Genomic DNA, 26,365 nt, shown 5'->3' on the forward strand with positions numbered 1-26,365 from the left:
AATCGCCAGGGATAATCCTGATTTGCCCGGGCTTATCCAGTTCCATACCATCCAACGCGGTGCGCAGCAGGAGCAGCGACGCGTCCAGGACGTATATCGGGCGGCGGTAGTCCGGCTGCGGGTAAGCGGCAGCATTGTAAATATTCAGAAAGCCGGGGCGCTTGTGGAGAGTAACGGGTTTCCGTCATATGTGCGGGCATCTGCTGAGAGTATCCAGTTGTTTATGGCCGGATATGCCCTGTTTCGGGCATATCTGGGTACGGTGCGGGTGAGGCGAGGGCACACTCTTTTGTGAACGCAAAACGGACATGATAGTCCTTGGTATTAAAGGTCAGCGCCTTCAATCAACACAAAAGTTCCGGTCGCAGCGCCTGCTCGTATTGACCTGGCTGCCTGATATTTAGGGCTCTCATAAAAACGTTTGGCCTCGGCAAAAGAAGCGAATTCAAAAACGACATGCCGTTCATGGGATTCACCCTCAAGATTTTCATACTGCCCAGACCAGGCAATGATCTTCGGATTGAAATCCTGCATTGCCTCCCCGGCAGCTTGGGCATACTCAGAGTATGCGACAGGGTCTGATACAGTCACGTGAGCGATTAAATAACCTTTATTCATTTCTCTTTATCCTGCGTAAGTGGTGTTGTATTTCAGCGTAATCACAGAGATAGCCGCGAAAAAGCTGAGGTGAATTAAAGACGTTGGGTTTAATTCTGTGCTTTAGAGATGAAAGGTTTCAGACAGCGTTATGCGGGATACGCGGTGTGAAAGCAGTCTATTAAGTATTAAAATGGTAATAAATAACGGAAAAAATAACGCACTGTTACCCTGAGAGTGAACAATGAAGAATCTGGAGGCGCTGATTATTTTTGCGCGCGTAGCGGAAATGAAGAGCTTTACTCAGGCAGCTGAAAGTCTGGGTATCCAGAAAGGACGTGCCTCAATGGTGGTCCGTGAGCTCGAACATGATGTAGGCGCTACGCTTCTGCACCGGACAACGCGGACCGTGCAGCTGACAGAAGATGGGCGGGCTTTTTATTCGCGCGCGCGCGATCTCTTGTCGGAAGCTGAAGAATTGCAGTCAATGTTTACTGATTTCGGTATGCCACTGCGGGGACGGTTACGCGTTGATATGCCGACTGTGTTGGCGCAGAGCGTGGTGATTCCCGCCCTGCCACAGTTGCTGCAAGCACACCCTGAGCTGGAACTTGAGCTTTCAAGCACCGATCGGCGTGTTGATTTGGTTTTGGAAGGATTTGACTGCGTGGTTCGTCTCGGGCCCGTGGTAGATGAAACGCTTATTGCCAGGCCGCTGGGACATCTACGCATGATCAATGCAGCAAGCCCAGGCTATCTGGATCGCTTCGGTGTGCCGAAAACGATAGATGATCTTCTTAAACAAGGCCACAGGATGGTTCATTACATCCGGAATTTTGGTTCGAAGCCTGACGGATGGGCGTATCCGGCAGGCGATGGCTACAAATCGTTGATGCTACCAGGCGCGATAAGGGTCAACAGCGTGCCGGCGTATCATGATGCAGGACTGGCGGGTTTGGGCCTAATCCAGGGTGGGTATTCCTCGCTCTTACCGCACATCAAACGCGGCGCCCTGATTGAGGTCCTTCCTGATCTGCGACCCGAGCCACTCACGGCATCTTTTGTTGTCGCGCATCGGCGCAATTTGTCGCAGCGTGTAAGGGCGTTTATGAACTGGACTGAAGAAATTTTAAAACCTTACTTTGACTGATGTCAGCATTAATTTTCGGGACTACCACGAACTCCTGTACTGAATGAGGGATGTGTAAAGCCCTCTCTGAGCGCCCGGTAAATAGTTACATAAAGATTATACGTGATACCTGTACACCAAAATCAGCATCCGGATTGGTCCTGTTGTCGCCGGCCCGCTCCTGAAATATGGCGGCTGCAAGATCCCTTCTTGTGGCCAGACGAGATGCCTCAGCGGATGCCAGAGCGGCGGATATCTCATCGTATTGCAGATCTGTGCAGTAAACCGGAGACCCCGGCTGCTGACGCCAGGATTCTGTCAGACTGCCGGCATCATAGGCATCAAAGCCGGTATCACTGACCAGCTTCGCAATCAGTTTGCGATGCTCCTTGTTATCACCCGCCACGGGAATGGCGATGCGGCCTTCTGCGCCGGCTGGCTTGCCTTTGGCTGCAAATGATCCGGAGCCAATTGCATTCCATGCTTTAATAATGGGCCAGCCTAACTGCTTCTCAACCCACTGGCTTTCCACCTGACCGCCTTCAATCGCGTCAATTTTCTGATCCCGGTGCGGATAATAATTCGATGTGTCAGCCACGATAACGTCAGAAGGCAGACTTACGATAAGCTGCGAAATCTCAGGGATCCGCATAAGCGGTACTGAAAGTATTAACACATCAACGTCGCTGACGGCGTGTTCAGCCTTAACGGGCAGAGCGCCCGTTTCCAGTATTTCGGCCTCAATTGTTTCCGGTCCACGCGAGTTTGCGACCTTTACGTTGTGTCCTGCGGCTGCCAGTTTACGTGCCAGGGTTTTACCTATGTGGCCTGTGCCAAGGATACCGATGTTGAGAGGGAAAGAATGATTCATCGTTTTCTCCTGAATGAATATTTGCTCTCAGAGAGAGGGCGTTCACATACAAATTGTGACGCCTCTGAAATGGAAGTCCGGCTGTTTAATGCCGACAAGTCCTGCGCCCCGACCTGTCATTATTTACTCAAAAAAGCAGGGGGCGAGGGCGCTAAGCCGTCACTTCTCTGTTACGTGCGATAACGTCTTCATGCGTGAAATTCGCACCGGGGGTCATAAATTCCTTTATCAGATCATCGCGGTTTTTCGGGGCGCGTGCGGCATCGGCGGATGAAAGGGCTTTTTTGAGTTCCTCTGTATCCAGCTCAGTGCAATAGGCAGGTGTACCGGGCTGCTGACGCCAGGATTCACTCAGAGGACCGGCATCGAGTGCATCAAAGCCGGTTTCGTTGACTAACTTAAGCACTACGGCTTTTGCGTGAGCGTTATCTCCGGCAACGGGCAGCGCAATGCGATCGGGCGCGCCGGATGGAAGACCTTTATCAGCCAGCGTGGCGGCTAAGACTGCATTCCAGGCTTTTACAAGTTGTCGTCCGGTTTGCTCGCTCGCCCATACAGATTCCGGTTTGCCATTATCAACTTCAGCAATGGCACTGTCCCGGAAGGGATAGTAGTTAGAGGTATCAATAACCACGACACGCTCCGGTACCTGGCTGAACAGGCTTGCCAGGCCGCGATGCTTTTCAAAAGGAATGGCAAGAATAATCGCGTCAACGTCTTTTACCGCATCTTCGCGCGTAACGGCGGTTGCGCCCACATCACGAGCCAGGTCACGGATGCTGTCCGGTCCTCTGGAGTTGGCGAGCTTTATTTCATGTCCGACAGCAGAAAGCTTACGGGCCAGAGTTGCGCCAATGTTTCCTGCGCCAATGATGCCAATTTTCATATTAAGTACCTTGTTTATGGAGTGATGACACGCCGCTTATTCGGATGCCGGGTGGGACAAAGCATTCAGCGTGTCACGCAGCTGAGCCAGCCCTTCTTCGCTGAGCTGACAGGCGGTTTTGATTTTGTCGGTGATACACCAGAGTTCCTCTCGCAGGGCATCTCCGGCCTCGGTCAGGGTGATAAGCACCCGACGCTCATCAGCAGGATCGCGCGTGCGCGTTACCTTGCCGGAAGCCTCCAGGCGTTTTAGCAGAGGCGTGATGGTTCCCGTGTCCATATCAAGTTTGCTCCCTAACTCACCCACAGCCCGTGGTGTGCCACAGAACAGTTCAAGCATTACAAGATACTGGGGAAACGTCAGGCCCAGCGGGTCGAGAAACGGCTTATGGAGCCGGTTCATGCGGTTTGCAGCGCCATAAAGGGCAAACGACAGCTGCTTACCAATTTCCATATTTTCTTTGGGTTTCATATTTCTTAATCTCTGGTGCTTGATTATCTAGTGCACTAGATAAAATAGTAGGCGTTCTTGCTCAGTTACGAAAGGTTTCACTATGGGTAATTTGTGCGGTAATGAAGTTTAGCTGGCCAGCTGAGATGCGATGGCTTTGCAAAGGGGGCAGGACATATTCTCCTTTGCTTAATATACCTTAGCGTCAATAACGTCCGCTTTTGGCTGTGAATTCAACCGATGGATGCAACACATTGGTTAAAACGCTCTGCGGGTGATTCATAGCCTAGCGTTTTTCTTGGCCTCTCGTTGAGCTGCCTGGCAACACTGTTTAGTCTTTGCTGGCTGTGAACCGATAAGTCAGTTCCTTTTGGAAAATACTGCCTAAGCAATCTGTTCGTATTTTCATTGGAGCCGCGTTGCCAGGGAGATTGAGGATCACAAAAATAGACCTCAATTTCTGTCGCTACAGTAAAAAGGGTGTGATTAGTCATTTCCGCCCCTCGATCCCAGGTTAATGTTTTATACAGTTCAACAGGCAGCTGCCGGGCTTGTTTGATTAGTGCGGATATGACTGTGGCTGTCTTGTTATCACTGATTTTGGCAAGCATAACAAAGCGGGAATGGCGTTCTACCATCGTGACAATATATGAGTTTTTAGAGCCCTGTATCAGGTCTCCCTCCCAGTGACCTGGTATGGCTCTGTCTGCAACATCAGATGGCCTTTCGCTGATGGGTATTGCATCCGGAATTGAGCCTAATCCCTTTCCTTTAAGTGATGTCGTTCTGGATTTACGTACTACTCTTCCGCTTCTTAGGCACTGCTGCAGCTCTTTTTTTAAAGCTCCCCGGGTTTGTATAAAAAGCGTTTTATAAATCGTTTCGTGTGACACCTGCATTTCCTGATTATCCGGATAACAGCGTTTAAGCCAACCGGCGATTTGTTCCGGCGACCAGTCCTGATACATCTTCTCTGCAATGATTTTACACAATGCGGGGCATCCAATTAGCTTGCAAGGTTTTGGCCTCAGGGCACTGTCCCACGCGCCCTTATCAGCTTTTGCAGCTCGGTAATGTTTTGCACCTCCATGCCTTTTGATCTCGCGGCTAACAGTCGAAGGGGCTCTTGATAATTTGTCAGCGATGTCCCTGATGCTACTTTTTGCTACCAGCCCTCTGGATATTTCCTCTCTTTCATCAAGTGAAAGAGCCAGCCGGTGTCGCTTTCTGACAGGAGGGCGATAACCACCAGTTTGGTGAATAGTGGGCATAACAGAAGAGTGATATCTGTCGAACATTCTGGCGATATCATGCAGGGAATCACCTTGCTTATACCTGTCCCAGATAATCGCTTTCTGTTCTGGCGTGTAGTAAATGCGCGTTCTTCGTTTCATGGCAACGTCCCCCCCTTGTTTAAGGATAGCGTTGCGTCGACCCGTTGAACTCACAGCACAGAGCGGACATAAGTGCCGGGAAGGTTCGATTTGAGCGAAAAACGGACATTCAATATTCTAAAGAGGATACAGCTACTCCGTTAAACTGAGCAGGCATAACAAGCATTCAGTTCTTAAAAAATAAATCCTGTTTAGATCAATATATCTGTTTTTATGCATATGTTATTGACTCAAAGTTTGCCAGCTACGACACTTGTCTTAACATCGTATACAGGAATCACCATGCCGCAACTTCTGCCCCTGCAACTTTTCAAAAACCTGTCTGACGAAACCCGGCTCAGCCTTGTGCTGTTACTTCGCGAAAAAGGTGAGCTCTGCGTCTGCGAGCTTTCGTCCACGCTAAAGGAATCACAACCCAAAATTTCCCGACACCTGGCTTTACTGAGAGAAAGCGGCCTGCTTATCGACAGGCGAGACGGCAAGTGGATCCATTACCGTTTGTCTCCGCACATGCCAGCCTGGGCATCAGCAGTAATTGAACAGGCTTACCTGTGCCAGCGAGATGACATCCTTAAGCTCAGCCAGCAGGCTGAACGCGATAACGCAACCACCAACGGCAAGCCTGTCTGCATTTAAAAAATTTTACCATCATATATGCGATTTTTTGAATGTGTTTTGTGCGGGATAATCATCAACCCGGATTAACGGGCAACTTTATTTAAAAAGGAGAAAGTATGTTTCTGGCGGGTGCGATTTTCGTCCTGACGCTGATACTGGTTATCTGGCAGCCGAAGGGCTTCAGTATTGGCTGGAGTGCAGTCATCGGTGCGGCTCTGGCGCTCCTGACCGGCGTAGTACAGATTGGGGATATTCCGGTGGTCTGGCAGATTGTCTGGAACGCTACGGCTACCTTTATTGCCGTCATCATCATCAGCCTGCTGCTCGACGAATCCGGCTTTTTTGAGTGGGCGGCGCTGCACGTTTCCCGCTGGGGAGGCGGAAAAGGCCGGCTGCTGTTCACCTATATCGTTCTGCTGGGTGCGGCGGTAGCCGCCCTGTTCGCTAATGACGGGGCGGCGCTTATTCTGACGCCGATCGTCATCGCCATGCTGCTGGCGCTGGGCTTCAGCCCCGGCGCCACGCTGGCGTTTGTGATGGCAGCAGGTTTCATCGCCGACACCTCCAGCCTGCCGCTCATCGTGTCGAACCTGGTGAACATTGTCACGGCGGACTTCTTTAAGCTGGGTTTCAGCGAGTATGCCTCGGTGATGGTGCCGGTAAATATCGCCTCCGTGGCCGCCACGCTGGTGATGCTGCACCTGTTTTTCCGCAGGGACATCCCGGCCACCTACGACCTGACGAAACTGAAGGCGCCGCGTGAGGCCATTCGCGATGCGCGCACTTTTAGAACCGGCTGGATTGTTCTCATCCTGCTACTGGTCGGCTTCTTTGCTCTCGAACCACTCGGCGTGCCGGTAAGCCTGGTGGCAGCGGTGGCGGCGTGTATTCTCTGGCTGGTTGCCCGCAAAGGACACGTGATTGATACCGGCAAGGTGCTGAAAGGCGCGCCCTGGCAGATTGTTATCTTCTCGCTGGGCATGTATCTGGTGGTGTACGGTCTTCGTAACGCCGGCCTGACTGATTACCTTTCTGCCGCCCTGAACCGGTTTGCAGAGCACGGCGTCTGGGGCGCAACGCTCGGCACCGGTTTCCTGACGGCGGCGCTCTCTTCTGTCATGAACAACATGCCTACCGTGCTCGTTGGTGCGCTTTCGATTGACGGCAGCACCGCACAGGGCGTGGTGAAGGAAGCGATGATTTACGCCAACATCATCGGCTGCGACCTCGGCCCGAAAATCACCCCCATCGGCAGCCTCGCTACCCTGCTGTGGCTGCACGTACTGGCGCAAAAAAATATTACTGTCAGCTGGAGCTACTACTTCCGCGTGGGCATCGTGATGACCCTGCCGGTACTTTTTGTGACGCTGGCCGCGCTGGCCCTGCGCCTGTCTGTTTAACCTTAACCCCGGTGTTGCGACTGTGCAGCGCCTTTACGGAGTACCGCTTATGACTGACATCACCATTTATCACAACCCGGCGTGCGGGACGTCCCGCAACACCCTGGCGCTTATCCGCAACAGCGGCACCGAACCCAAGGTTATTCTGTATCTGGAAACACCGCCGTCACGCGACGAGCTGAAGAAGCTGATTGCGGACATGGGCATCAGCGTACGCGCCCTGCTGCGCAAGAATACCGAACCGTACGAGCAGCTCGGCCTGGCAGAAGACCGCTTCAGCGATAACGAACTGCTCGATGCTATGCTGGCTCATCCGATCCTTATTAATCGCCCGGTGGTGGTGACGCCGCTCGGCACGAAGCTCTGCCGTCCGTCCGAAGCGGTTCTCGACATTCTGCCAGATCCGCAGCAGGGAGCGTTTACCAAAGAGGATGGCGAAGTGGTCATTGATGAGCACGGTCACCGCGTCAGCCACTGATTTTTCACCAGGCTGCAGACATAACGAGTGTGAAAAAAGCCGGCATCTGCCGGCTTTTTTATATGCTGCGCTGATTGACCCGCTCTGAGAGATGAGCGGCACTCTCTTTTCTTTCACTGTAGCGGTCGGTCAGGTAGTTGCTTCGCCCGCGCGTCAGCAGGGTGAACTTCATCAGTTCCTCCATGACGTCCACGATGCGGTCGTAATATGGTGAAGGTTTCATGCGATCGTCCTCATCAAACTCGGCCCAGGCTTTTGCCACGGATGACTGGTTCGGGATGGTGATCATTCGCATCCAGCGCCCGAGAATGCGCATCTGGTTTACGGCGTTGAACGACTGTGAGCCGCCGCTGACCTGCATGACTGCAAGGGTTTTCCCCTGCGATGGCCGGACCGCCCCGGACGTCAGGGGTATCCAGTCAATTTGCGTCTTCATGATGCCGGTCATGGCACCGTGACGCTCAGGAGAGCACCAGACCATCCCTTCTGACCAGAGTACCAGTTCGCGCAGCTCTGCAACCTTCGGGTGCGTTTCAGGTACATCATCCGGCAGAGGCAGGCCGGACGGATTAAATATTTTCACCTCCGCGCCCATAGCCGTCAGCAACCGGGCAGCTTCTTCCGTGGTGAGCCGGCTGTAAGAGCGTTCCCGCAACGAACCGTAGAGCATCAGGATGCGGGGCGGGTGCGGCACTTCTGCGGCCTTCAGCTTCTCTTCCGTAAGGGGCGCATCCAGGAGCGTCGGATCGATATTGTTCAAGGCATCATTCACGTTATTCACAATGGAGTCTCTTTAAGGGGGATCGCGGCAGTCAGGCTGCAGTCGCTGCCGCCGGCGCAGCACTCTTCAGTCAGAAAAGCCATCAGCTGCTCAAGCTGTGAATAACAGGGCCTGCAGAACAGGGTTCGGCTCTGACGTTCCTGACTTATGAGGCCAGCAGACATCAGCGCAGAAAGATGATGGCTGAGAGTGGAGGCAGGAATATCAAGGTGCTTCTGTAGTTCGCCAACCGGCAGGCCGTCATGACCCGCCCTGACAAGCTCCCGGTATATGCTGAGACGGGTCGGGTGGCCCAGCTCCCGAAGTGCGTTTGCTGCGGTATGTAAGTCCATACTACCTCCAATAACTATATTTCCAGAATAATGGAAATTTAGTCAGCGTCAAACATTGATTTAATCAACTTGGCACTCTATTGCTGACTTAAAATGACTGGGTTGTTTCTGAATAGGTAATGCATTAACGTCCGCTTCAGGCACACAGCGGCCAGGCGCTACTCTGAGTCTGCTGTGAGCGTAAAGCGGACGTTAACTTCACTCGGATATAATCAGTTTGTCGGAAGCGCTTTAAAGGTGAATGATTCGAATTAAAGGAAGACTTCGATTTCAAGTGCAGCAAGAATTGCAGCTTCCATTTTCTCAAGGTAGAGCAAGTAGCCGGGCTTCCGGGCCGCTTTATTTAATTGATCCCTGATGGCTATAAGGGCTTTTCAAAATAGTTCTTGTGCCGTCAGCCGGTAAAGAACGTAACGTGTCAAATTGATGCGTTTTCCCGCAAAAAAGACGTTAACCGGTGACCATACAATCCTACAGCCAGTCCAGAAATAATCAGCATCAGGGCGAGAATCTTCACCATCGAGACATCTTCCCCAAATATCACCATAGATCCCAGAATCCCGAACACCGGTACCAACAGCGACAAGGGCGCCACGGTAGAGATCGGGTATTGCTTAAGCAGGGAATTCCACACCCAGTAGCCAAACAGCGTATTGGGATAGACCTGGAACAGTATTGACAGCACAGAGCGAGCGTCAAGGTGTGTGACTAGCGCAGTGTATCCGTTGGCACCGTTGACCAGCCAGTCCAGCAAAAAAAGTGGTACTGGAGAAAAGGCGCTCGACCAAACCAAAAAGGCAAATATCTGCTTCGTACCCGAACGTTTATTAATGATATTGGCGATACTCCACGCCATCGCACCTGCCAATACCAGCAGCGTACCGAAGAGAGTAACGGAACCATCAGTAATAAAAACAATACTCAGTAAGCCCGTACAAGCGAGAGTGAAGCCCGCGATTTGATAACGGTTGAGACTTTCTTTAAATACCAAACTTCCCAGTAGGATGGTAAAGAAGGCACTGAATTGCAGCAGAAGTGATGCAATTCCGGCAGAAAGCCCGGTTTTAATCCCCAGGTTGACCAGCCCCCATAAACCAATGCCAAAAACCAGACCATAGCTGATGATATAGCGCCATTTGACGTCAGGTTTTCTTATGAAAAATAACGCAGGCAAGGCGCATAGCGTGAAACGTATACCTGCCAGAATTAAGGGATCCACGGCATTCAGCCCCAGCTTGATAACTGAAAAGTTAACCCCCCAGATTGCTGTTATCAGAATCGCAAGCAGCAGATGATGTAATTTCATGATTTAGGTAATCCTGACCACAAGATAAAAGCACAGGCACTCACGAATGCACCCGCGAAGCAGACGGGCTGCCACCCCCAGAGCGCATAGAGCTGAGTTGCGACAAGCGCGCCAAAGGCGCTGCCCACGGAATAAAAACACATATAAGCTCCGACGAGGCGGCTTGCCTCTGAGGGCATGGCTGAAATGATGATGCTCTGATTGATCACATGGACCGTCTGCACCGCAAAATCCAGCGCGATGACGCCGATAATCAACCACAGCAGGGATTTTTCGGCATACGCGATGGGTAGCCATGAGAGTGTCAGTAATGCCAGAGCTGATCCGGTTGCGCGCTGCCCCTTGCCTCTGTCTGCCCATAATCCGGCTTTTGAGGCCGCCTGCGCACCCGCTATGCCAGCTAAACCAAACATACCTATTTGAGTATGCGAAAGCGACATAGCAGTAAGTGGCATGACCATCGTGGTCCATAGCATGCTGAAAGCTGCAAAGATAAGCAGAGCAAGGACTCCGCGCTTCCTCAGTTGAGGTTCAGTGATGTACAGACGAAAAATAGAGAGGAGTAGAAAGGCATAGGTTGGTTTTTTCGCCTGCGGCGGGGAGGGCGGCATCACTTTCGCAACGATTAATGTGATCAGCAATATCAGGCAGGCAGCAATCAAATAAACAGCCCGCCAACCGGCAAGATCGGCAATGATTCCTGAGACGAAGCGGGCCAGCAGAATCCCCAAAACGATGCCGCTGGTCACCTTGCCTACAACCTCTCCGCGTCTATGGGGAGCTGCCAGTATCGCTGCCCATGCAACCATGAGCTGAACCACTACCGCCATCAAGCCGATCACTAGCATAGCGCAAAGCAGGATCGCCAGATTTTGTGATAATCCCGCTATTATCAAAGCCAGTACTGAAAGTATCAGTTGAGTAACAATGAGGATTTTTCGGTTCACCCGATCTCCGAGCGGAACCAGAAAGAGCAAGCCGGCTAGATAGCCTGTCTGGGTAAGGGTGACTACGCTGCCAATTATACCGGGTTCAACATTCAGGGTGGCTGCCATAGATTCAAGTAAAGGCTGAGCAGAATAGACATTTGCCACCGCCAGGGCACAAGTCACTGAGAACAAAAAAATTATCCAGGGAGAGAGCACCGGGTCATCTGCTAACGATGCCTGTATCGCAACATCAGAATTCTTGCCTGCCTTACACTGCATACTTGCCTCATCTGGTTTCTTTTTAAAACTACATTGCGAATAGAATCTACAGTGGTGGTTTTTTTTTGCAACCTCTTTTAAGGAGGGGTATGGTTGGATCACTAAAAGTAAACTGAGAGATAAAACGGATGGCAAAACAAGAATCACTCAGGACCAGCGAATGTCCCGTTGCCAGGACATTAGAGTCAATTGGTGAACGTTGGTGTTTGATGATTATCCGTGAGGCATTTGATGATGTACGCAGGTTCAGTGAGTTCCAGAAGAATTTAGGACTGGCTAAAAATATTCTGGCTTCCAGGCTAAAACAACTGGTTGATATCGGTGTGTTTGAGATCTGTCCTGCTTCAGATGGCAGCGCGTACAGGGAATATGTCCTTACCGATAAAGGGCGAACCATTTTCCCCATTGTTGTGGCTATACGTCAGTGGGGAGAGCGCTATATGTTTGAGAAGGACGAAATACATTCAGTCCTTGTGGATAACACGCACGGACAGCCTGTCCAAACATTGGAGGTACGTTCATGTGACGGGAACATACTGCAGCCTACCGACTGTCATCGTCGGCGTGTGATTTCAGGCAAAAAGGAGTGACAGGCCTTTTGTTTTGAGCCGCCGGTTTGTTAACCACGGTCCAGCGTTGTCTGCGGGGAAATGATCCATGAAGCCCTTATGCTGGTGGGAGCAGTCTCTGTATTTTTAACCCGCTGCCCGCCGATCACTAGCACGTAATATCTTCGTCAATCACCTGTGAGCGTTCCGGCCAGAAGCTTTATTTATGAAGCGTCAGAACGGCACAACGCAGTTTGCCACGGATACTCTGTCCTCTATGAGTGAAAAGCGGACGTTAAGCCTGAAAATCTTCCCTGACGGATGCCTGTTTCTGTCCTGTATCCCTGCGTGAATTTCTGGTTGCCCTCGGGTGCCATGATTTATCTCAGCCTTCCCGTTGCTTATCCGTCCTCGGAATATTGCGAGCAGAAACTGCCTATAATTTTTACTACACAACTGGCAGGGGAAAAATATGTTTAAGGGATTTACGCACACAGTAATTAACGTTTCAGAAGCAGAGCTTAATGTACGTTATGGTGGTAATGGCCCTCCGGTTTTGCTGTTACACGGTCATCCTCGTACTCATGTAACCTAGTCAAAAGTCGCCCCGGAGCTTGCCAAATCATTTACCGTTGTATGTCCTGATTTACGTGGTTTCGGCCGCTCATCTAAACCTGCCGACCGGCCTGATCATGCGGATTCTTCTAAAAGAGCTAAGGCAAAAGATTGTATTGAGTTGATGAGCCAACTGGGCTTCGAACAGTTTGCACTTGTTGGACATGACAGGGGCAGCTATACGGCCTACAGGGCTGCCCTTGACTATCCGGACCGAATCACCTGTCTTGCCGTTCTGGATTGTATCCCAATACTTGAAGCTCTCAGCCGGTGTAATGAGAAATTTGCCAGACAGTGGTATCACTGGTTCTTCTTTGCTCAGCCAGAGAAACCAGAGCGGGCCATTCTGGCTGACCCGGACAAATGGTACGGAGGCCAGCCGGAATCAATGGGAGATGAAGAATATGTTGAATTCAGGCGAGCCATACACGATCCGGAAACAGTACACGGAATGATAGAAGACTATCGCGCTGGTTTATATATAGATAAACAGCATGAGCTTCAGGACCGTCAACTCGGCCGGATGATTAAATGCCCGACGCTATGCTTATGGTCAAAATTTGATGATCTGGAAGACATATACGGTGACGTATTGGGTATCTGGAGAAGCTGGGCACCAGATGTCACGGGTAAAGCCATAGGTAGCGGTCATCATATGGCTGAAGAGGCACCAGAAGAAGTTACAGCCGAACTTAGAGATTTTCTTTTAAAACGCACTTAGCAGCTCAACTTTTCCTTGTTGATTAACTTACCTACAGGCCAGGCGCGTCCGTTTCTGGCATGACGCTTTCCACATGCAAGTAGTACACGTCAGTTATGAGCGAAAATCGGACGTTATGTTGCAGAGAGGGTTTGATAAAACGGCGTTAGAGCCGAACAGTTGTCACTATCCGGCTATGAGCAATGAATCAAAGGCCGAATATAGCCTCAAACTCTATCGAGAGGTCAGGGGAGAAGAGGCGGCTGACTTCTACGAGCGAGCTGGCTGGCAAGTGATCAGGTAATTTCGGTACAGCACGTTGCGTAGCCCGTTGATCTCCTCAAAAGAGGTGATGAATATAGTCACTTTGATTAGTGCTGAAAAATCTATCTCTTCTAGGCTGACAATTTTCCTGATTTGGCTGAATATTTCTTCAGCCTGCTCAGCAATGCCTTCATGTTGGGCCGCTGTGCCAAACGCGGTCAGGCCGGAAATATAGAGCGCACAACTGATGAAGGCATTACTTAAATCCCGATATTTTAATATGACTAGTTTTATCATTGAGCTGAATAGTTACTGCCAGTTCGTTAAACTCTCTGGCACCACTATTGTCCAGCCTGAACACCCGTTAACTAACGCCTTTAATCCATACACTATCGGTATTCCGAATACTGATATAGAGCTGTGTTTCGGCAAGGCTGGTCGACTGCCAACCTAGCCTTGGTAATACCGTTGCCAATATAAGTTACTTGCCCGTTCCACGTTGTTTCCTACTTTTCCTGAGTGATAGCTTTAGGGGTGTTGGTCTGTTTGCAGCTTTCCAGCCAGCCTGCTGTATCTATCTTGCCGTTTGCCAGATATTTCTGCTGATTCTGCCAGTGTGCGGCCAGGAAGGGCTTTAGTCCTGAAAGTCGCTTGTTCAGTGTGAGCATTTGATCGAATACCGTGACTTCATGCTGCAGACCCTCTTTCCCATACAGAGTGGTCGCATCAACCAAGCTACTTGCGTAATATCCTGTAAGCTGTTGCAGTCTGTCAGACTGCTCACCCAGCTTGGTTTTACGAATGGCGCAATTGGCGTCGCTGGCGTCTTTGTTCTTACACAGCAGTTCGTAGTTATGGTTTAAGAAATCGAGGAAGCGGCCATCATCCTGTAACTTGGTGCAGAGAAATGAACCTAAATTCAGGCTGGCGCGAATCGACTGGTCACGCTCTTCCTGCTGTTTCTGGTTGCTGGCTCGCAGTTGGTTTTCCAGATCTTTCAACTTTTGTTTTAGTGCTGCATCGTCAACATTCGACGCGAGACTGCCCAGCGCTTTGACTGTGTCTTTGGCTTCATCGTTTTTCTTTGTGTTGGCCTGATTTTCAGCCCCGAGTGTTTCCCAGCTTTTCTCCAGCAGTTTCACTTTATCAGTTGAAGTGATGGTCGGTGCCACCAGCACCAGACGAAGGCCGGTGGTTTTGCTGGTTAAAGGCGTCGCCTGATCGTAGTAATTTACTTCTTTACGTGTCGCGCTGCGAATTTCTGTCGGGCCGGAGAGAAAATTACCGCCACGTACGACGAAGCCGCCGGCCTGGCCATGCAATCGGTTGAGTTTATTTAGGTAAAACGGATTGAACATCATTTCTGACACGTTGCCCAGCATGTCATACAAACCCAGCGGATTGGACTGTAACAGCCCAATGAGTTGCGCTCTGCCATTGGAAGACTGCGCACCTGAGAACCACTCATAGTTCTTCATGTCGTCCATCGGGTAGTGCTGATCGCGAAATTCGGCGCTATTCACTTTAAGCCCACCACGTGCGGCAAATTCCCACTCTACTTCTGTAGGCAGGCGTAAAAAGCCTGCATCACCGTCTTCCTGCGGCAACTTATCCATGGCATGACTGCGCAACCACTGATTGTATTTATCGGCGGCACTCACTGCATCGAACCAACTGACTCCCGTCATCGGTAAACTGAGCTTGCGAGAAGGAGTGGGGCAAGTGCCCTCCGTCAACGCCTGATACTGCAAGGTGGTCAGTTCATACTTCGCCATCAGGTAATAGCGTCCCTTTGCTTTTTTATCCGAGAAGCTCCCGGCAATAAAAGCGGGGTAGCTATGTTCGATAACCCCCCAGTCCCCACTGTCTTGGCCCAGCGTAATTGGCAGGTCATCAAGTGGCCCTGCCATCGGGATCTCGACCCGACGGAAAACCATTGAGCCTTCGCAGGGCATAGGCAGAACAATATCTTCGCCATCCGGTTTCGGATTCCAGTTATTCTCGGTCCAGGGCTCCGCCAATACAGAAGAGACATTGGCGAGAAGGCCCAGTACTAACAAGTATGGCAGTGAGGAAGGCGTTAAGGTCACGAACAATCTCCGCTTATCATCAGTTAACTAAAAATAGGATGGGTGGACTTACACCTCACGCAGACTCTGCGCAGGTTCAATATTAATGGCCCGGTAAGCTCCGATGCTGGCAACCACCAGCGCCACGACAACGGTTATCATCATGGCCAGCAGACTATGCGCTATGGTTATTTTGCACAGCATCTGGTCGGTGGTTTGGCTACCAGCCAGGGCCCGGTTAAAAATCTGACTGGCAATAAGATAGATACCGTAACCACCCACATAAGCGAACAGACTCAGCAGGCAACCTTGCACAATGACATAGCCTCCCACGGCCGGGCCGGTAAAGCCCAATAGCCGCAACACGGCAATATGTTTGCGTTTGCGATCGACGTTAGCGATAAATGATCCGATGAGAGAGGTGATGCAGCCAATCAATGCGGTGGCGGCAATGGTATTGAAGATCAGCCCCAGCACTCGGTTGATGCTTTTCACATTTTCAATATCAGCTATTCGGCTTGACGTTTCGATGCGTTGCGCGCGCAGATCGCGCTCCAGGCTGGCAACGTCGTCAATGCTCCGCGCATATAATCTGGCACGCGCATAGCGTGGGGATTTGTCACTTAATGGTTGTCCACTGCTCACGCCAAGGGCAGGGATAGCATAACCGTCTCTGAAATGCTCAAGCATCAATAGCAGGGAAGATTGGGTAAAAATCGCTGCTCGATTGAAATAGGTAGCGGGTAAAATGCCAACCACTATCAGGCTTTTCCGCCCCCATTCCTGGCGATTATCGAGTTGACGACTGACACGCAGCGTCACGCTATCACCGACTTTAACCGCCAGTTTTCGTGCCGCCTCCTGCGTTAACACCGCCTCATTTTCGTGCTGGATCTTGAGATTGCCTAATAGCGGATCACCCATATCGGACGGAATCACTTCGGCATTTTCAATGAAATGGGTACTGTCTACTTGCAGGTCGGTGAGGGTATTGAGCGAACGTGTTTGCCCAATGGCAAATCCCACGTCGGCACGTTGGCGCAGTTGTTCTAACCATTCCGGATCATAACTGCCGCTACTCAACATTCTGATTTCGAGATTGCGCGGATCATGAGCAAGTTCATCCTGCAATTGGCTGACAATGCCAAACCGCAAACCGAACAGCAGCAGGAGTGGGGCAATCACCGCGACCAGAGATGACGTAATGCAAAATGAGATGATGCGATCGTGCCACAGATCTTTCAGTGCCAGGCGGCCCAGCAGAAGGGTGCGATTACAGGACAAAGTGGCTTCCCCTTTGGTCTTGTTCCCCTGATAAGTCAGATGCACCTGAGCCAGGGCGGGCAACTAAGCAGGGCAAATTGAAACGTTGCACCAGTGGCCAGTCATGGCAGACAACGAGTGCCATCATGCCTTCCTGAGCAACCAGATCGATAAACAGGCTAAAAAGTTGCTGCGCATTGTGGGGATCGAGTGCGGCGGTGGGCTCATCGGCCAGGACCAATCCGGGACGGTGCAGAATGGCGCGAGCAAAGGCGGTGCGCTGCCGTTCACCAAATGACAATTGTGCCGGATACTTGTTTAACAGAGTGCCCAGTTTTAGCGTATCAATGACCCTGGATAACATCGCTTTATCCGGCGACTTGCCAAGCAGCTGGCACGGTAGTGTGATGTTGTCCTGCACGCTTAAAAAGGGAAGCAAGCCGCCATTTTGTAGCACAAAGCCCAAATGGCGGGCGCGTATCTCAGCCAGTTCAGTTTGCTGATTGTGGGTTAGCAGCGTGGCCACATCCAGCGGCGTTTCCCCCTGGAGGGTGAAACGCCCGATACTGGCCGGGCGTAACAATAGACCGATTGCTTCCAGGAGGGTGCTTTTGCCACAGCCGCTTTCGCCGGTCACCGCCATCACCTCTCCTGGCCGCAGACTTAGCTGCGGCAGGTAGACAGGATGCGCCTGATCCCCTTCACCACGCACCACACACAAGTTGTCTATATGTAGCATTAGGGCATCATTTCCAGTGGCACCGGATAGACGCGATCGCGCGGGTCGCTGCCTTTGGCGAGTTCCACCCAGCGGTCAACATCGGCATTGTATTTCTGGTAGTAACGTAGCTTAGTGGAGAGCGTGCGGATGAATTTCTCCTGCGACAAGCCATCCCAGCTTTTCCAGGTTTCTTCATCAAGATTCAGCACATCACTACGGTAGGGCAGGTCAGCTAAGTATTCACCTAACACGCCGAGATCATTGATTTTGGCGTTCTCCTGCTGCTTTAGCTGATTAGGGTCGGCACCCATGGTGGCAGCAACGGAGCGCAGGCGCTCAAACATTTTATTTGGCGAGATCATGCCTTCGTTAGCCGCTTGCAGGATCTGGCTCACAACATCACTTAAATCGCTTAACTGCCCTTTGGTCAGCAGTACGCGAACGTCAGTAGTTGGGATGTTTTGCTTGATTAGATCGCGATCGCTGATCCAAGCCTTAAACACCAGCGGAGCCTGAGTGTCATTCTTTTTACCCAGCCATGCCAATTGCATGGCGTGACCAATCAGGGCAGTATCCCCCAGCAATTTCTCTTCTGGCGTCGGTTTTTTGCCCTCATCTTTAGAGTAGAGTGCGCTGCCGATGGCCGGATCGCCCATATAAGCCGCTTTAACCTGTTCTGTAATTGCACCCGCCAACGTATCAACCTGCTGCCCGAAGGTTTTCAGGTCACCTGCATCAACGGATTGGTAGAGATTGGACTGCGTGCTGTCAAAATTAGAGAGGTCGCGGTACTGGCCTTCTGCTTTCGTATGATCATCTTTGCCTGAAGGGGTTTTCAGATGCAGAGTATAAATCGCAATCCCTTTGTTGCCCGCTTCAAGGCGCAGCTGTTTAGCATCAAGTCCGGTAGAAGAGAGTTTGTTGCTACCATCAATGGCGCCAGCATCGGTGATTAAGACGATGTAACGCGCGCCGAATGGACTCCAGTCGATGTTATCGATAGCAGAAAGAACGCCGGAATATGCATCTTCATCAACTAACGAGCTGGACACTTTAGCCTCTTTAAGACCCGCGACTTTCTGCAGGAAATCATTGCCATCCTTCACCTGATTGGGGTCGGCGAAAACCTTCGAGGTGAATTCCAAACCGGGTACTGCTTTGGTGTTTGAGCGGAATGATACCAGGCCAAACTTAACCTGATCCTGCAGGTGTTCCTGTTTAATCTTGTCATAAATTTTGTTGACCGCTTCTTTGGTGCGATCAATATACGGACCCATCGAAATGGTGGAATCGATTACGAATACCACCGAGGCATTAAAGCCTTTAAGCTGATTAACATCATCGGCCGGTTTTGTCGTAAGGTCTGCCTTGCTCACAGAGGCGACGTTAAGTAAGCGAGTATAAAAACCGCTCTCTGTCATCACCTCTTCGCCACTGAGGATCGGCAACAGGTAGAACTGTTTTTGCAGATCAACAAAGTATTCTGGTTCTTGTGCTAAAACCCCGTCTGCATGACCGTCGCGTTTCAGATGAGCGCGCAAGGGGGCAACCACCGAGACGGGATCCGGCGCAGAGAGAATATCATCCAGGCTTTTCTTATCTTTAAAGAACACCAACCGATCGCGGTTCGCTGGGTTAGTAAAGGCCAGGGTCAGCTGCATTTTCCAGTCAACGGTGCAGGACTGTGGTAACCAGCCAATGGTTTTGCCATAGCTATCGGGCCCGACCTTGACCCAGCTCTGGCCGTTCACCTCCGCTTTTTGATAAACATAAAAGCTGCTAAACGCGGGTTGCAGTTGGCCCTTATCATCGCCTGCTGCTGTTCCTATTTTACAGCCTGGTGTCGTCAGAACCCTTTGGAATAAGGTTTTCTTTCCTTCCTGCAACAGGGGTTTGTCACCCTCCGCTGCCAACGGCTGACTGGCGAGAAGCAGGCCACATAGCGGCAGGGCAAGCCGAAGAAAATGCGTAGTCATTATTTTCTCAGCTCCTCAAGACGTTGCTTTGCTTTCTGATTTTCTGGATCGGTTTGCAGCACAGTGTCATACCAATAAGCGGCAGTATCCGGGTCAGGGGTTTTGAAACATTCGCTTGGCTTGTGATCCTGCGGATCATATTCAGCGGCATAGGCGAGAGCGACCCTGGTATCGCCACCCTGAGCGCTATGCGCGTAAAGGCGTTGAGCCACACCGCACTGCTTCGCGTCTTTGGCTGCTTGAATGATGAGCAGTAACTTGTCACTGTCGAGTTTCTGTTGCACGCAGTTTTGCACAAAATCGAGCTCACTCTGGCTCGCCAGGTTAGCAGGTGAACATACGTTGGCATCAGGTTTGGCTGCCGCTGAAGCGGCTGGGGCTTCCGGTTTCTCTGCCGCTGATGGGGTGGCGCTGTCTCGCCCCATAAACCACCAGAGCGCACCTGCGGCAATTAACACCACCAGCAGCACGGCAGCGATAATCGGGAACAGAGACGAGTTGCGTTTGGGACGTGCTGTGGTTGGCGCGCGAATCGGTTCAGGTGGCGCAGGCTCAGCTGCTGTTACCGGGAAAGGTTCGGATTCAGTCGCTGGGAGAGGTGAGTCCGCCACGCTACTACTACCGTAGTTAGCGGTTTGTCCACGGGCACCAGAAGAGAACAGCTCATCACGTACCAACTGGAGTGTGGTACTCCGGGTTTCACCAGAGGCTAACTGAGCCTGAATTTGAACCTGACTAGCGCTTGCTAGCAGAGGGTCAAGTAAGGCCGGGCCAATACGGAAACCGCTGCCATTGTTGAATAAATAACCACCATTGAGGGTAAACAGGTGCGGCGCTGGGCTCCAGCGGCCGTCATGCTGCAGGTAATTCTGCTCATTGTTGCACAACGTAAAGTTCAGATTTGACAGTAATGTGTCTTCACCACGAAGGCGAATCATCAATTGTGCAAAGCCCGGCTCTGCGGGTTGGCAGGGTAAAATTTTAGCTAGCATGACAGGTTCTCTTGTTTCATTTGGCCGATGATCTGGCCAAGTTGCCGGTTTTGTTCAATGGAGATATCGCGAGTGGCGCTGTGGCCTGCATTGTCCAGGGTGAGTGCCATTAATGCCGATAGCCAGTCGCCCATATAGGCTACGCCTGGCTGTGGGGCGACAGCGGCCAGTTGTGGCAATTCATCACTGGCAAGCGGAGCCTGGCGGGCAAACACTTTCTTTTTCTCTCCAACATAGCTGTTAGGGATTTGCGCTTCTGGCAAAGTGAGGTAGCCAAACCAGGCAATAAAATCTCGCATCGCCAGCTGGGTACGCTGAGTCTGGCGTGCCAGTAACTGCTCACGACGCGTTCCCGCCTGCTCCTGGCCAGCCAGTGCGCGTTTGAGCATGCCTTCCAGATCCAGGCGCGTGGCTGCGGTGACCAACTCTTCACACAACAGATTAATAGTTTCACTGTTGAGCCCAAGCTGTTGCCAATACGCGGTTTGCTGCGGCAGCTCCCTTAGATGCGCGACCCAGGCTTTGAATGCCTGATGGGCGAATTCGTCATCCTGACCGACGCGTTCTGGCAGGGGGGCGACCGTTGTGGGCTGTTCCCCGATGGAATCCTCACCGAAAGGATTGCTTGCAAAAGGGTTACTACCAAACGGATTAGCGGCAAAGGTATTTTGCGGAGGCTTGACATCACTAACTTGAAGCTCTTGATCCTGATCGCGGATGCTCAGATAGATATTATTCAGCTCATAAGAGGGCAGATCTAAACGACCAATCATCTCTCCCAAACTTTGCGGGCAAGCGGATAAGCCTTGCCATAGTTCTTTGGCAATGGCTTGTTTTTTGCCAAGTTGGCCGTCGCCGTCATGCTGGTACCAACGGCCGAGGCGTTTTTCTGCGGTTTCGATGCGGCATTGCTTCAACTGCTCATGCAGGCGATCCAATTTGAACGCCAGGTGAGCAACGCCACGCAAAGCCCCGGTCAGGCGAGAAACGCCGCCATCATTGAGCTTAAGCATCTCCTGCCATGCCTCGTTGGGTGTAGCAACATGACGATGCACGTTATGACGGGTGATAAAGGCGCGACCCATGGTGTCGATGACATCACGATACCGTTCGGTAATCGCGACCTCTTTTAGACTTTCCTGCCCAGGGACACTTTCGAGTGTCAGAAACGGGGTATCCATTCCTGGTTTACGCACCAGGAAACAGTTATCAAATGGCTTGCCGGGCGACCACTCTTTTAACCAGTCATATTGGGCAAAACGTTCCAGCAGCGTCATGTGCATCATGCCTTCCCAGGCCTCATTCAACTGACTTTCCGTTTTCTTAAGACTGTCACTGATGCGCATATCACACATGGTGATGGCCCAGAACAGGCCTGCTTTGCTCCTGCCACGCTCTTCTGCAGTTTTGCCTTGCGTCTTCTCGACCCAGCGGGTGAGCACCGGGCCCACATCGGATACGTCACTTTGTTTAAACGAGCTGGCGCATACCACTAGCGCATTCATTTCCTGATTATCGGTATAGCGCTCAAATAGATAGGCGACTTTGCCGCGCAGCAGGAGCTGAGATACTGGATTCTGCCCAGTCTGAGCAGCATCTTTTAGGGCGAGCAGTTTGAGGCGACCGCGATAGCCGGGGAAGTCGAGTAAATCGACCTGCTCCATCACGCTGTCTGGCGTAACCTCTGCCAGCGGGAAAATAAGCTCTGAGGTCAACGCCGCGAGTTCCGCTTGTGACAAGTGGGCGCTGCCGGTTTGTTGATTCTCTTTCCAAAAACGTATTTCGACAGGGCGATCCTGGCCTGAATCAAGACGATTCAGGCTGTCGACGTTCATTATGCTGCCATTATTGTGGTCGATAAGCGTTTCTAGCGGGGCAAACACCATTTTTGCGTGGTTGAGTTTTGCCAGCACATGGGCCAATGAACGGTATGTTTCAGTGAGTTCCGGTTGCTCTCCCCATAAAAGAGAAAAAAGGTCTGCACGCTCATGTGGATTAAGGATGGGGGCGATTTTAAGTACCTGAGGCCACCAGGCATGTTCAAGCTTTTCTACTGATTTTTTGAATGAAGCATTAAGGTAATCCCACAGTGCAACAACGTCCTCACTGCTGACGCCATTATTAACATCAGCCTGACCTGCACGCTGCAGGAAAGGACGCAGACGTTCTTCGATGTGGTTTTCATCAAGCTGATAATTCAGATGTTCATGGTTGAAGTCATTGAACCAGGTATTGGCGAGAATCTTTGCCAATTCGATTTCACTGAACAGGCGCAAAGGAATTGGGAAGCCCTGCGGCGCTTCGGGCGCGTGCCGAGTAAAGCGGGTGACCAGCCCCGTCGCCTCTTTACCTCCGCCAACCGGATTGACCTCTTTAATAAAGTCCACCACCCTGGTGCCATAGCGAGCTTCCAATTCGCCATTGCTACCTGCGGCTAACGCCGAGATAAGATAAGACTTACCCGCTTGAGAAATGCCAAAGAAGCCTACAGTCATCGGCGTACCAGAGACCTGAGAGAGGCTGTTCGCCAGATTACGGGTACGCAGCAAATTAAGATTCAGTGGGTCAGCTTCCGTATCCAGGCGGCGAGACCCGGTGCGCACATTGCCCACCCATTCCAGAGCATCCTGACAACCTTGGGCGATAGCCGCCCATCCTTGTTGAAGAGTCTTTTGATCATTGTTCATTATTTTTTCACACTCCCGCTATCGAGCCAGTGTCGGCTGTCAATGAGTCCTGTATCGGGCATGGTATTGAGTTCCAGCTCGACATCTTTCTTGCCGAAAGACCGGTCGGTGTTGCTGCTGACATCAGCGATGGTTAGACGATCGCTGATCAGACCTAATTTGCGTGCAGCTTTGCCTTTATCTATCGTGAGCCTGACTTGCAGATACGGAGATCCGCTGTCGAGGGATTTCGCTTTAGAGAAGTTTTCACGTCCAGATTCGCTGAATCGCAACGTGTATAAGGGAGATGCAGACCAGCGCTCCGCATCCAGCTGGCGATAACCTAATCGCAGGTCGCCACGCATCACAATGCTTGCTGTGGTTGCCTCGCCCTCATCATTCATCAACACCGGCAAGGAAATCTGCCCATCTTCAGATTTGATATGACGGTAGATAACGTCGGCATCGTGGATCAGGCTGTCCATATCAATGGTGCCAATATGGCGAATGGTGGAATACGGTTTCAGCGCTGAGATATGGAAATGGAAGTTGGGAATGCTGTGGTTTGCACACAACTGCGACAGCATCGCGCCAACCGAAGCGGTGCTTTTTGGATCGTGAATATGGCCGTTTTTATGGAAAGGATACCAAGTGCCGGTCTTGTAACCATGTAACGCCAGAATACGTCCTGGAGGTAAGGGCAGGTTGCGGCGGACAATTGCCTGAATCCCTGACAGTTGCGACGGTCGGCCCGTTAACAGCAAGAGGTCACAGTGGTAACAGGACAGCACTTCGCACAGCGCAGTGAGCACTTTGTCAATGTTGAACTTGCCTGAGCACACATCACTGTGCATCTTCGTCAGTGCGATATTGAGGGTAATATCTGCAATTTTAAAGTCATCCTGGCCTCCCGCCTTTTTCACTTCACGGCGCACAAAGCTTTCAACCTCATCACTGATACTGCCCGCCGGCAATAATTCACGGACGCGCTGATTGATCAGCAGATGGGTCTGCTCATTCTGCGGATCATATTGCTCATAGCGGGCAAGGATGTGCAGCGCCAGGGGCACAAACAATTGCAAGCTCAGTTGCTGGCGCAGCACCGCTTCGGCGGCACTGATATTTTGTGAACCGCACAGCTGCGACATCAGCGTCTCAACCGAACGCACATTTGCTTCACGCAGCGACAACTCGAAAGCAGGCAACACGTAGGACTGAATAACGTCGAGCAAAATGTCATCCCCGGCAATTTTGAAGCTATCCCGGAATCGCTGGTGGGGGATGATATGCACGTTTGCGCCACTGCTGGACACGCCGTTACGATCCAGACGGTAATCGGTGATGACCAGATCTGTTGTGCCCCCGCCAATATCAATCGATGCAATGGTGAGGGTTTCCCGATCTTGGCGATCTGGGCGGCCAAGCGTATTGAAAAATACTTCCGGATGACCGGCAAAGTTCTGATTAATCTCTGTATACAGATACACCAGCTGGGCACAGGAAGCCTCATCCCACTCTACGCGGATTTTAGGCAGTGGAATTTTGATGTTGCCCTTGCTGTGGTCTTCACCCTCATCAAGATAAGGATCATTCTCACCCGTATGCCAGCGCAGAGATTTCCATACTAAACCTACGGCCTGACGCATTCTTTCATCAAGAATACAGCGCTCCGCCATCGGCATACCCGGTGGAACCGTCAGAATAATATGGCGAAGTTGACGAGGAAGACCGGCATGGCCTTCGCGAATACGCTGCTCAGGGCTGTTGATCTGGCTAATGGCTTGAGTCAACACCTCTGCCAGCATAAAGGTCATCAGCGAACTGCGGGAATAGCGTGGAGTGAATACCGGGATGCGATCCATCTCATCTTCAATGGTATGCAGGGCTTCGCCTTTTTCATTAATTAAATTGGCAAAGGGGGCGGCAGTGGCGAGAGGATTGGTCTCCTGCATTGAGCTGCCGTTAAAGCGCCAGCCCTGGCCATAAAATTTCTCATCCCACAGATAGCGTTTAGGGCTGGAAAGCCCTGTAGAACCTTCGCTCCCTCGCCGGCGTGAAGCTAAGCGACTGGCCTCACCCCCAATGCGGGCGATGGTTGGCCACTGGAAAGCATCGTGGCGACCGCTGCGTACGGAATAAAGATCTTTGCCAAAAAAGGCTTGGGCGAACTCCACCTTACTTTCAAACGGGTCGATATAGATATGTTCAGGTGCGCTCAGATCGCGCAGCTTCAGCACATAGTTGTGCATCAAGCCGGATCCTGATTGCCCGTGATCTTCAATCAAAATGCCGCAGGTACGAGAGTTACCTACATCGAGGATCAGGTCGACCGGAATCGGTTTAATGGCGTTCACTTCCCGATTGGCGATCACTTTAAACTGGGGTATCTCGATAAAGGCTGTGGTTTGGGTTTGTAGGCCCTCAAGTGGCTCAGCCATCAGTGACAGCAGGTTAAGATAGTGCGCCAGCGGATACTGTTGGGCGATTTCATCCTCGCGCTCGTCAATATCCCGGCCTTTGCTGGCTTCGCCAAATACATCGATCAGCCAATCTTTGACCCAGTCCTGGGTCAAATACCAGTTGAGTGCATAAGTGGCAGTGGCTACTGCAAAGGTGGCACCTGCATTCACATCTTCATGATTAGGGCTGAGGTCCGCGGCCGATTGTTGTTTGGCCATGATGCGGGTATCAATCGCCAGCGTCATGCGGTGGCTGTGGCCATCCATATCAGGTTCCGGCAGTTTCACAATGCGAAAACGTGCCCAGTTCAGCGGCCCTTCCTGGTAAATATTGGGCAAGCTAAAACGGAACAAGGGAAGCGGCAACCAGACGCTGTCCAGCAGCTTCAGGCTCTGCTCAACAGGAATGTCGTATTGGCTTTTCGCTTTCTCAATTTTGTCTGGCGTCGGCTGATAGAAATAGTAATCGCGCTGTTCGTTGTAAATCAGACGTGTTAGCACGCCGTTGGCGAGTTTGACAAATTCACCCGTACCCGCAGTCTGGCGTTTAAGGGTTAAACCGAAATCCATAAACTGAATTCCGGAGTCTCCGACCAGAGTGACCTGGCGATCAAAAGAAACAATTTCAGGCAACATAATCTC

21 protein-coding genes and 2 pseudogenes are annotated in these 26,365 nt (G+C 51.4%); 6 read left to right on the top strand and 17 right to left on the bottom strand.

The annotated features are described in order from the left end of the window. Positions 1-324: 324 nt before the first annotated feature. A complete protein-coding gene (locus ACF2G4_RS21045) occupies positions 325-618 on the bottom strand; it encodes a DUF1330 domain-containing protein (RefSeq protein ID WP_243079582.1) in 294 nt (97 codons plus the stop codon). 223 nt (positions 619-841) lie between these two features. Here ACF2G4_RS21045 and ACF2G4_RS21050 point away from each other — a divergent pair, with 223 nt between their 5' ends. Further along, positions 842-1,747 (top strand): LysR family transcriptional regulator, encoded by a 906-nt coding sequence (locus ACF2G4_RS21050; RefSeq protein WP_409076386.1) that lies wholly within the window; start codon positions 842-844, stop codon positions 1,745-1,747. A gap of 85 nt (positions 1,748-1,832) precedes the next feature. On the opposite strand, the gene ACF2G4_RS21055 is transcribed toward ACF2G4_RS21050, so the two are convergent. The 4 genes from ACF2G4_RS21055 to ACF2G4_RS21070 all read right to left on the bottom strand — a co-directional run bounded on the left by ACF2G4_RS21055 (position 1,833) and on the right by ACF2G4_RS21070 (position 5,327). Continuing rightward, positions 1,833-2,597 carry an NADPH-dependent F420 reductase gene (locus ACF2G4_RS21055; RefSeq protein ID WP_409076387.1) on the bottom strand — a complete coding sequence of 255 codons (765 nt, stop codon included), beginning with the start codon at positions 2,595-2,597 and terminating at the stop codon, positions 1,833-1,835. 151 nt (positions 2,598-2,748) lie between these two features. Further along, positions 2,749-3,501, bottom strand: coding sequence for an NADPH-dependent F420 reductase (locus ACF2G4_RS21060; RefSeq protein WP_409076442.1), 753 nt, complete (start codon positions 3,499-3,501; stop codon positions 2,749-2,751). 18 nt (positions 3,502-3,519) lie between these two features. Then, positions 3,520-3,954, bottom strand: coding sequence for a MarR family transcriptional regulator (locus ACF2G4_RS21065; protein WP_332626194.1), 435 nt, complete (start codon positions 3,952-3,954; stop codon positions 3,520-3,522). A gap of 212 nt (positions 3,955-4,166) precedes the next feature. Further along, positions 4,167-5,327 carry an IS30 family transposase gene (locus ACF2G4_RS21070; protein ID WP_409076269.1) on the bottom strand — a complete coding sequence of 387 codons (1,161 nt, stop codon included), beginning with the start codon at positions 5,325-5,327 and terminating at the stop codon, positions 4,167-4,169. A gap of 282 nt (positions 5,328-5,609) precedes the next feature. Between ACF2G4_RS21070 and ACF2G4_RS21075 the strand changes: the two genes are divergently transcribed. The 3 genes from ACF2G4_RS21075 to arsC all read left to right on the top strand — a co-directional run bounded on the left by ACF2G4_RS21075 (position 5,610) and on the right by arsC (position 7,823). Then, a complete protein-coding gene (locus ACF2G4_RS21075; protein ID WP_243079576.1) occupies positions 5,610-5,963 on the top strand; it encodes a metalloregulator ArsR/SmtB family transcription factor in 354 nt (117 codons plus the stop codon). 98 nt (positions 5,964-6,061) lie between these two features. After that, positions 6,062-7,345 (top strand): arsenic transporter, encoded by a 1,284-nt coding sequence (locus ACF2G4_RS21080; protein WP_243079575.1) that lies wholly within the window; start codon positions 6,062-6,064, stop codon positions 7,343-7,345. A gap of 49 nt (positions 7,346-7,394) precedes the next feature. Then, on the top strand, positions 7,395-7,823 hold the full coding sequence (arsC, locus tag ACF2G4_RS21085) for a glutaredoxin-dependent arsenate reductase (RefSeq protein ID WP_110015861.1): 429 nt from the start codon (positions 7,395-7,397) through the stop codon (positions 7,821-7,823). Between the two features lie 58 nt (positions 7,824-7,881). On the opposite strand, the gene arsH is transcribed toward arsC, so the two are convergent. From arsH to ACF2G4_RS21105, 4 genes are all read right to left on the bottom strand, one after another. Then, positions 7,882-8,604 (bottom strand): arsenical resistance protein ArsH, encoded by a 723-nt coding sequence (gene arsH, locus ACF2G4_RS21090; protein WP_409076388.1) that lies wholly within the window; start codon positions 8,602-8,604, stop codon positions 7,882-7,884. After that, positions 8,601-8,936: a helix-turn-helix transcriptional regulator gene (locus tag ACF2G4_RS21095; RefSeq protein ID WP_215844726.1), complete on the bottom strand. Its 336-nt coding sequence runs from the start codon at positions 8,934-8,936 to the stop codon at positions 8,601-8,603. Before ACF2G4_RS21095 ends, arsH begins: the two co-directional genes overlap by 4 nt. Before the next feature lie 418 nt (positions 8,937-9,354). Further along, on the bottom strand, positions 9,355-10,242 hold the full coding sequence (locus ACF2G4_RS21100; protein WP_409076389.1) for an EamA family transporter: 888 nt from the start codon (positions 10,240-10,242) through the stop codon (positions 9,355-9,357). Then, positions 10,239-11,450: an MFS transporter gene (locus tag ACF2G4_RS21105; protein WP_409076443.1), complete on the bottom strand. Its 1,212-nt coding sequence runs from the start codon at positions 11,448-11,450 to the stop codon at positions 10,239-10,241. The genes ACF2G4_RS21100 and ACF2G4_RS21105 overlap by 4 nt, the downstream gene beginning before the upstream one ends. Positions 11,451-11,578: 128 nt before the next feature. Between ACF2G4_RS21105 and ACF2G4_RS21110 the strand changes: the two genes are divergently transcribed. Together ACF2G4_RS21110 and ACF2G4_RS21115 are read left to right on the top strand one after the other, a co-directional pair. Next, complete coding sequence (locus ACF2G4_RS21110) at positions 11,579-12,040, top strand: helix-turn-helix domain-containing protein (RefSeq protein ID WP_215844727.1); 462 nt, start codon at positions 11,579-11,581, stop codon at positions 12,038-12,040. A gap of 430 nt (positions 12,041-12,470) precedes the next feature. Beyond that, positions 12,471-13,334: pseudogene (locus ACF2G4_RS21115) on the top strand (alpha/beta fold hydrolase). 187 nt (positions 13,335-13,521) lie between these two features. Here ACF2G4_RS21115 and ACF2G4_RS21120 read toward each other — a convergent pair. The 8 genes and pseudogenes from ACF2G4_RS21120 to ACF2G4_RS21155 form a co-directional block, all read right to left on the bottom strand. Further along, positions 13,522-13,814: pseudogene (locus tag ACF2G4_RS21120) on the bottom strand (RidA family protein); the annotation flags it as partial. A gap of 269 nt (positions 13,815-14,083) precedes the next feature. Then, positions 14,084-15,667, bottom strand: coding sequence for an SUMF1/EgtB/PvdO family nonheme iron enzyme (locus ACF2G4_RS21125; RefSeq protein ID WP_409076390.1), 1,584 nt, complete (start codon positions 15,665-15,667; stop codon positions 14,084-14,086). Between the two features lie 48 nt (positions 15,668-15,715). Next, entirely contained in the window at positions 15,716-16,930 is a 1,215-nt protein-coding gene (locus tag ACF2G4_RS21130; RefSeq protein ID WP_409076391.1) for an ABC transporter permease, read from the bottom strand. Continuing rightward, positions 16,920-17,648, bottom strand: a complete 729-nt coding sequence (locus ACF2G4_RS21135) for an ABC transporter ATP-binding protein (RefSeq protein WP_332626177.1) — start codon at positions 17,646-17,648, stop codon at positions 16,920-16,922. The genes ACF2G4_RS21130 and ACF2G4_RS21135 overlap by 11 nt, the downstream gene beginning before the upstream one ends. After that, positions 17,648-19,606 carry a vWA domain-containing protein gene (locus tag ACF2G4_RS21140; protein ID WP_409076392.1) on the bottom strand — a complete coding sequence of 653 codons (1,959 nt, stop codon included), beginning with the start codon at positions 19,604-19,606 and terminating at the stop codon, positions 17,648-17,650. The genes ACF2G4_RS21135 and ACF2G4_RS21140 overlap by 1 nt, the downstream gene beginning before the upstream one ends. Continuing rightward, the gene (locus ACF2G4_RS21145; protein WP_409076393.1) at positions 19,606-20,598 is read right to left on the bottom strand and encodes a hypothetical protein; all 993 of its coding nucleotides are present in this window, start codon (positions 20,596-20,598) and stop codon (positions 19,606-19,608) included. Before ACF2G4_RS21145 ends, ACF2G4_RS21140 begins: the two co-directional genes overlap by 1 nt. Then, positions 20,592-23,285, bottom strand: a complete 2,694-nt coding sequence (locus ACF2G4_RS21150) for a putative virulence factor (RefSeq protein ID WP_409076394.1) — start codon at positions 23,283-23,285, stop codon at positions 20,592-20,594. Before ACF2G4_RS21150 ends, ACF2G4_RS21145 begins: the two co-directional genes overlap by 7 nt. Beyond that, positions 23,285-26,359, bottom strand: coding sequence for a virulence factor SrfB (locus ACF2G4_RS21155; RefSeq protein ID WP_409076395.1), 3,075 nt, complete (start codon positions 26,357-26,359; stop codon positions 23,285-23,287). The genes ACF2G4_RS21150 and ACF2G4_RS21155 overlap by 1 nt, the downstream gene beginning before the upstream one ends. Positions 26,360-26,365 lie beyond the last annotated feature (6 nt).

The organism is Pantoea phytostimulans (assembly GCF_046118715.1).
Classification (GTDB): domain Bacteria; phylum Pseudomonadota; class Gammaproteobacteria; order Enterobacterales; family Enterobacteriaceae; genus Pantoea; species Pantoea phytostimulans.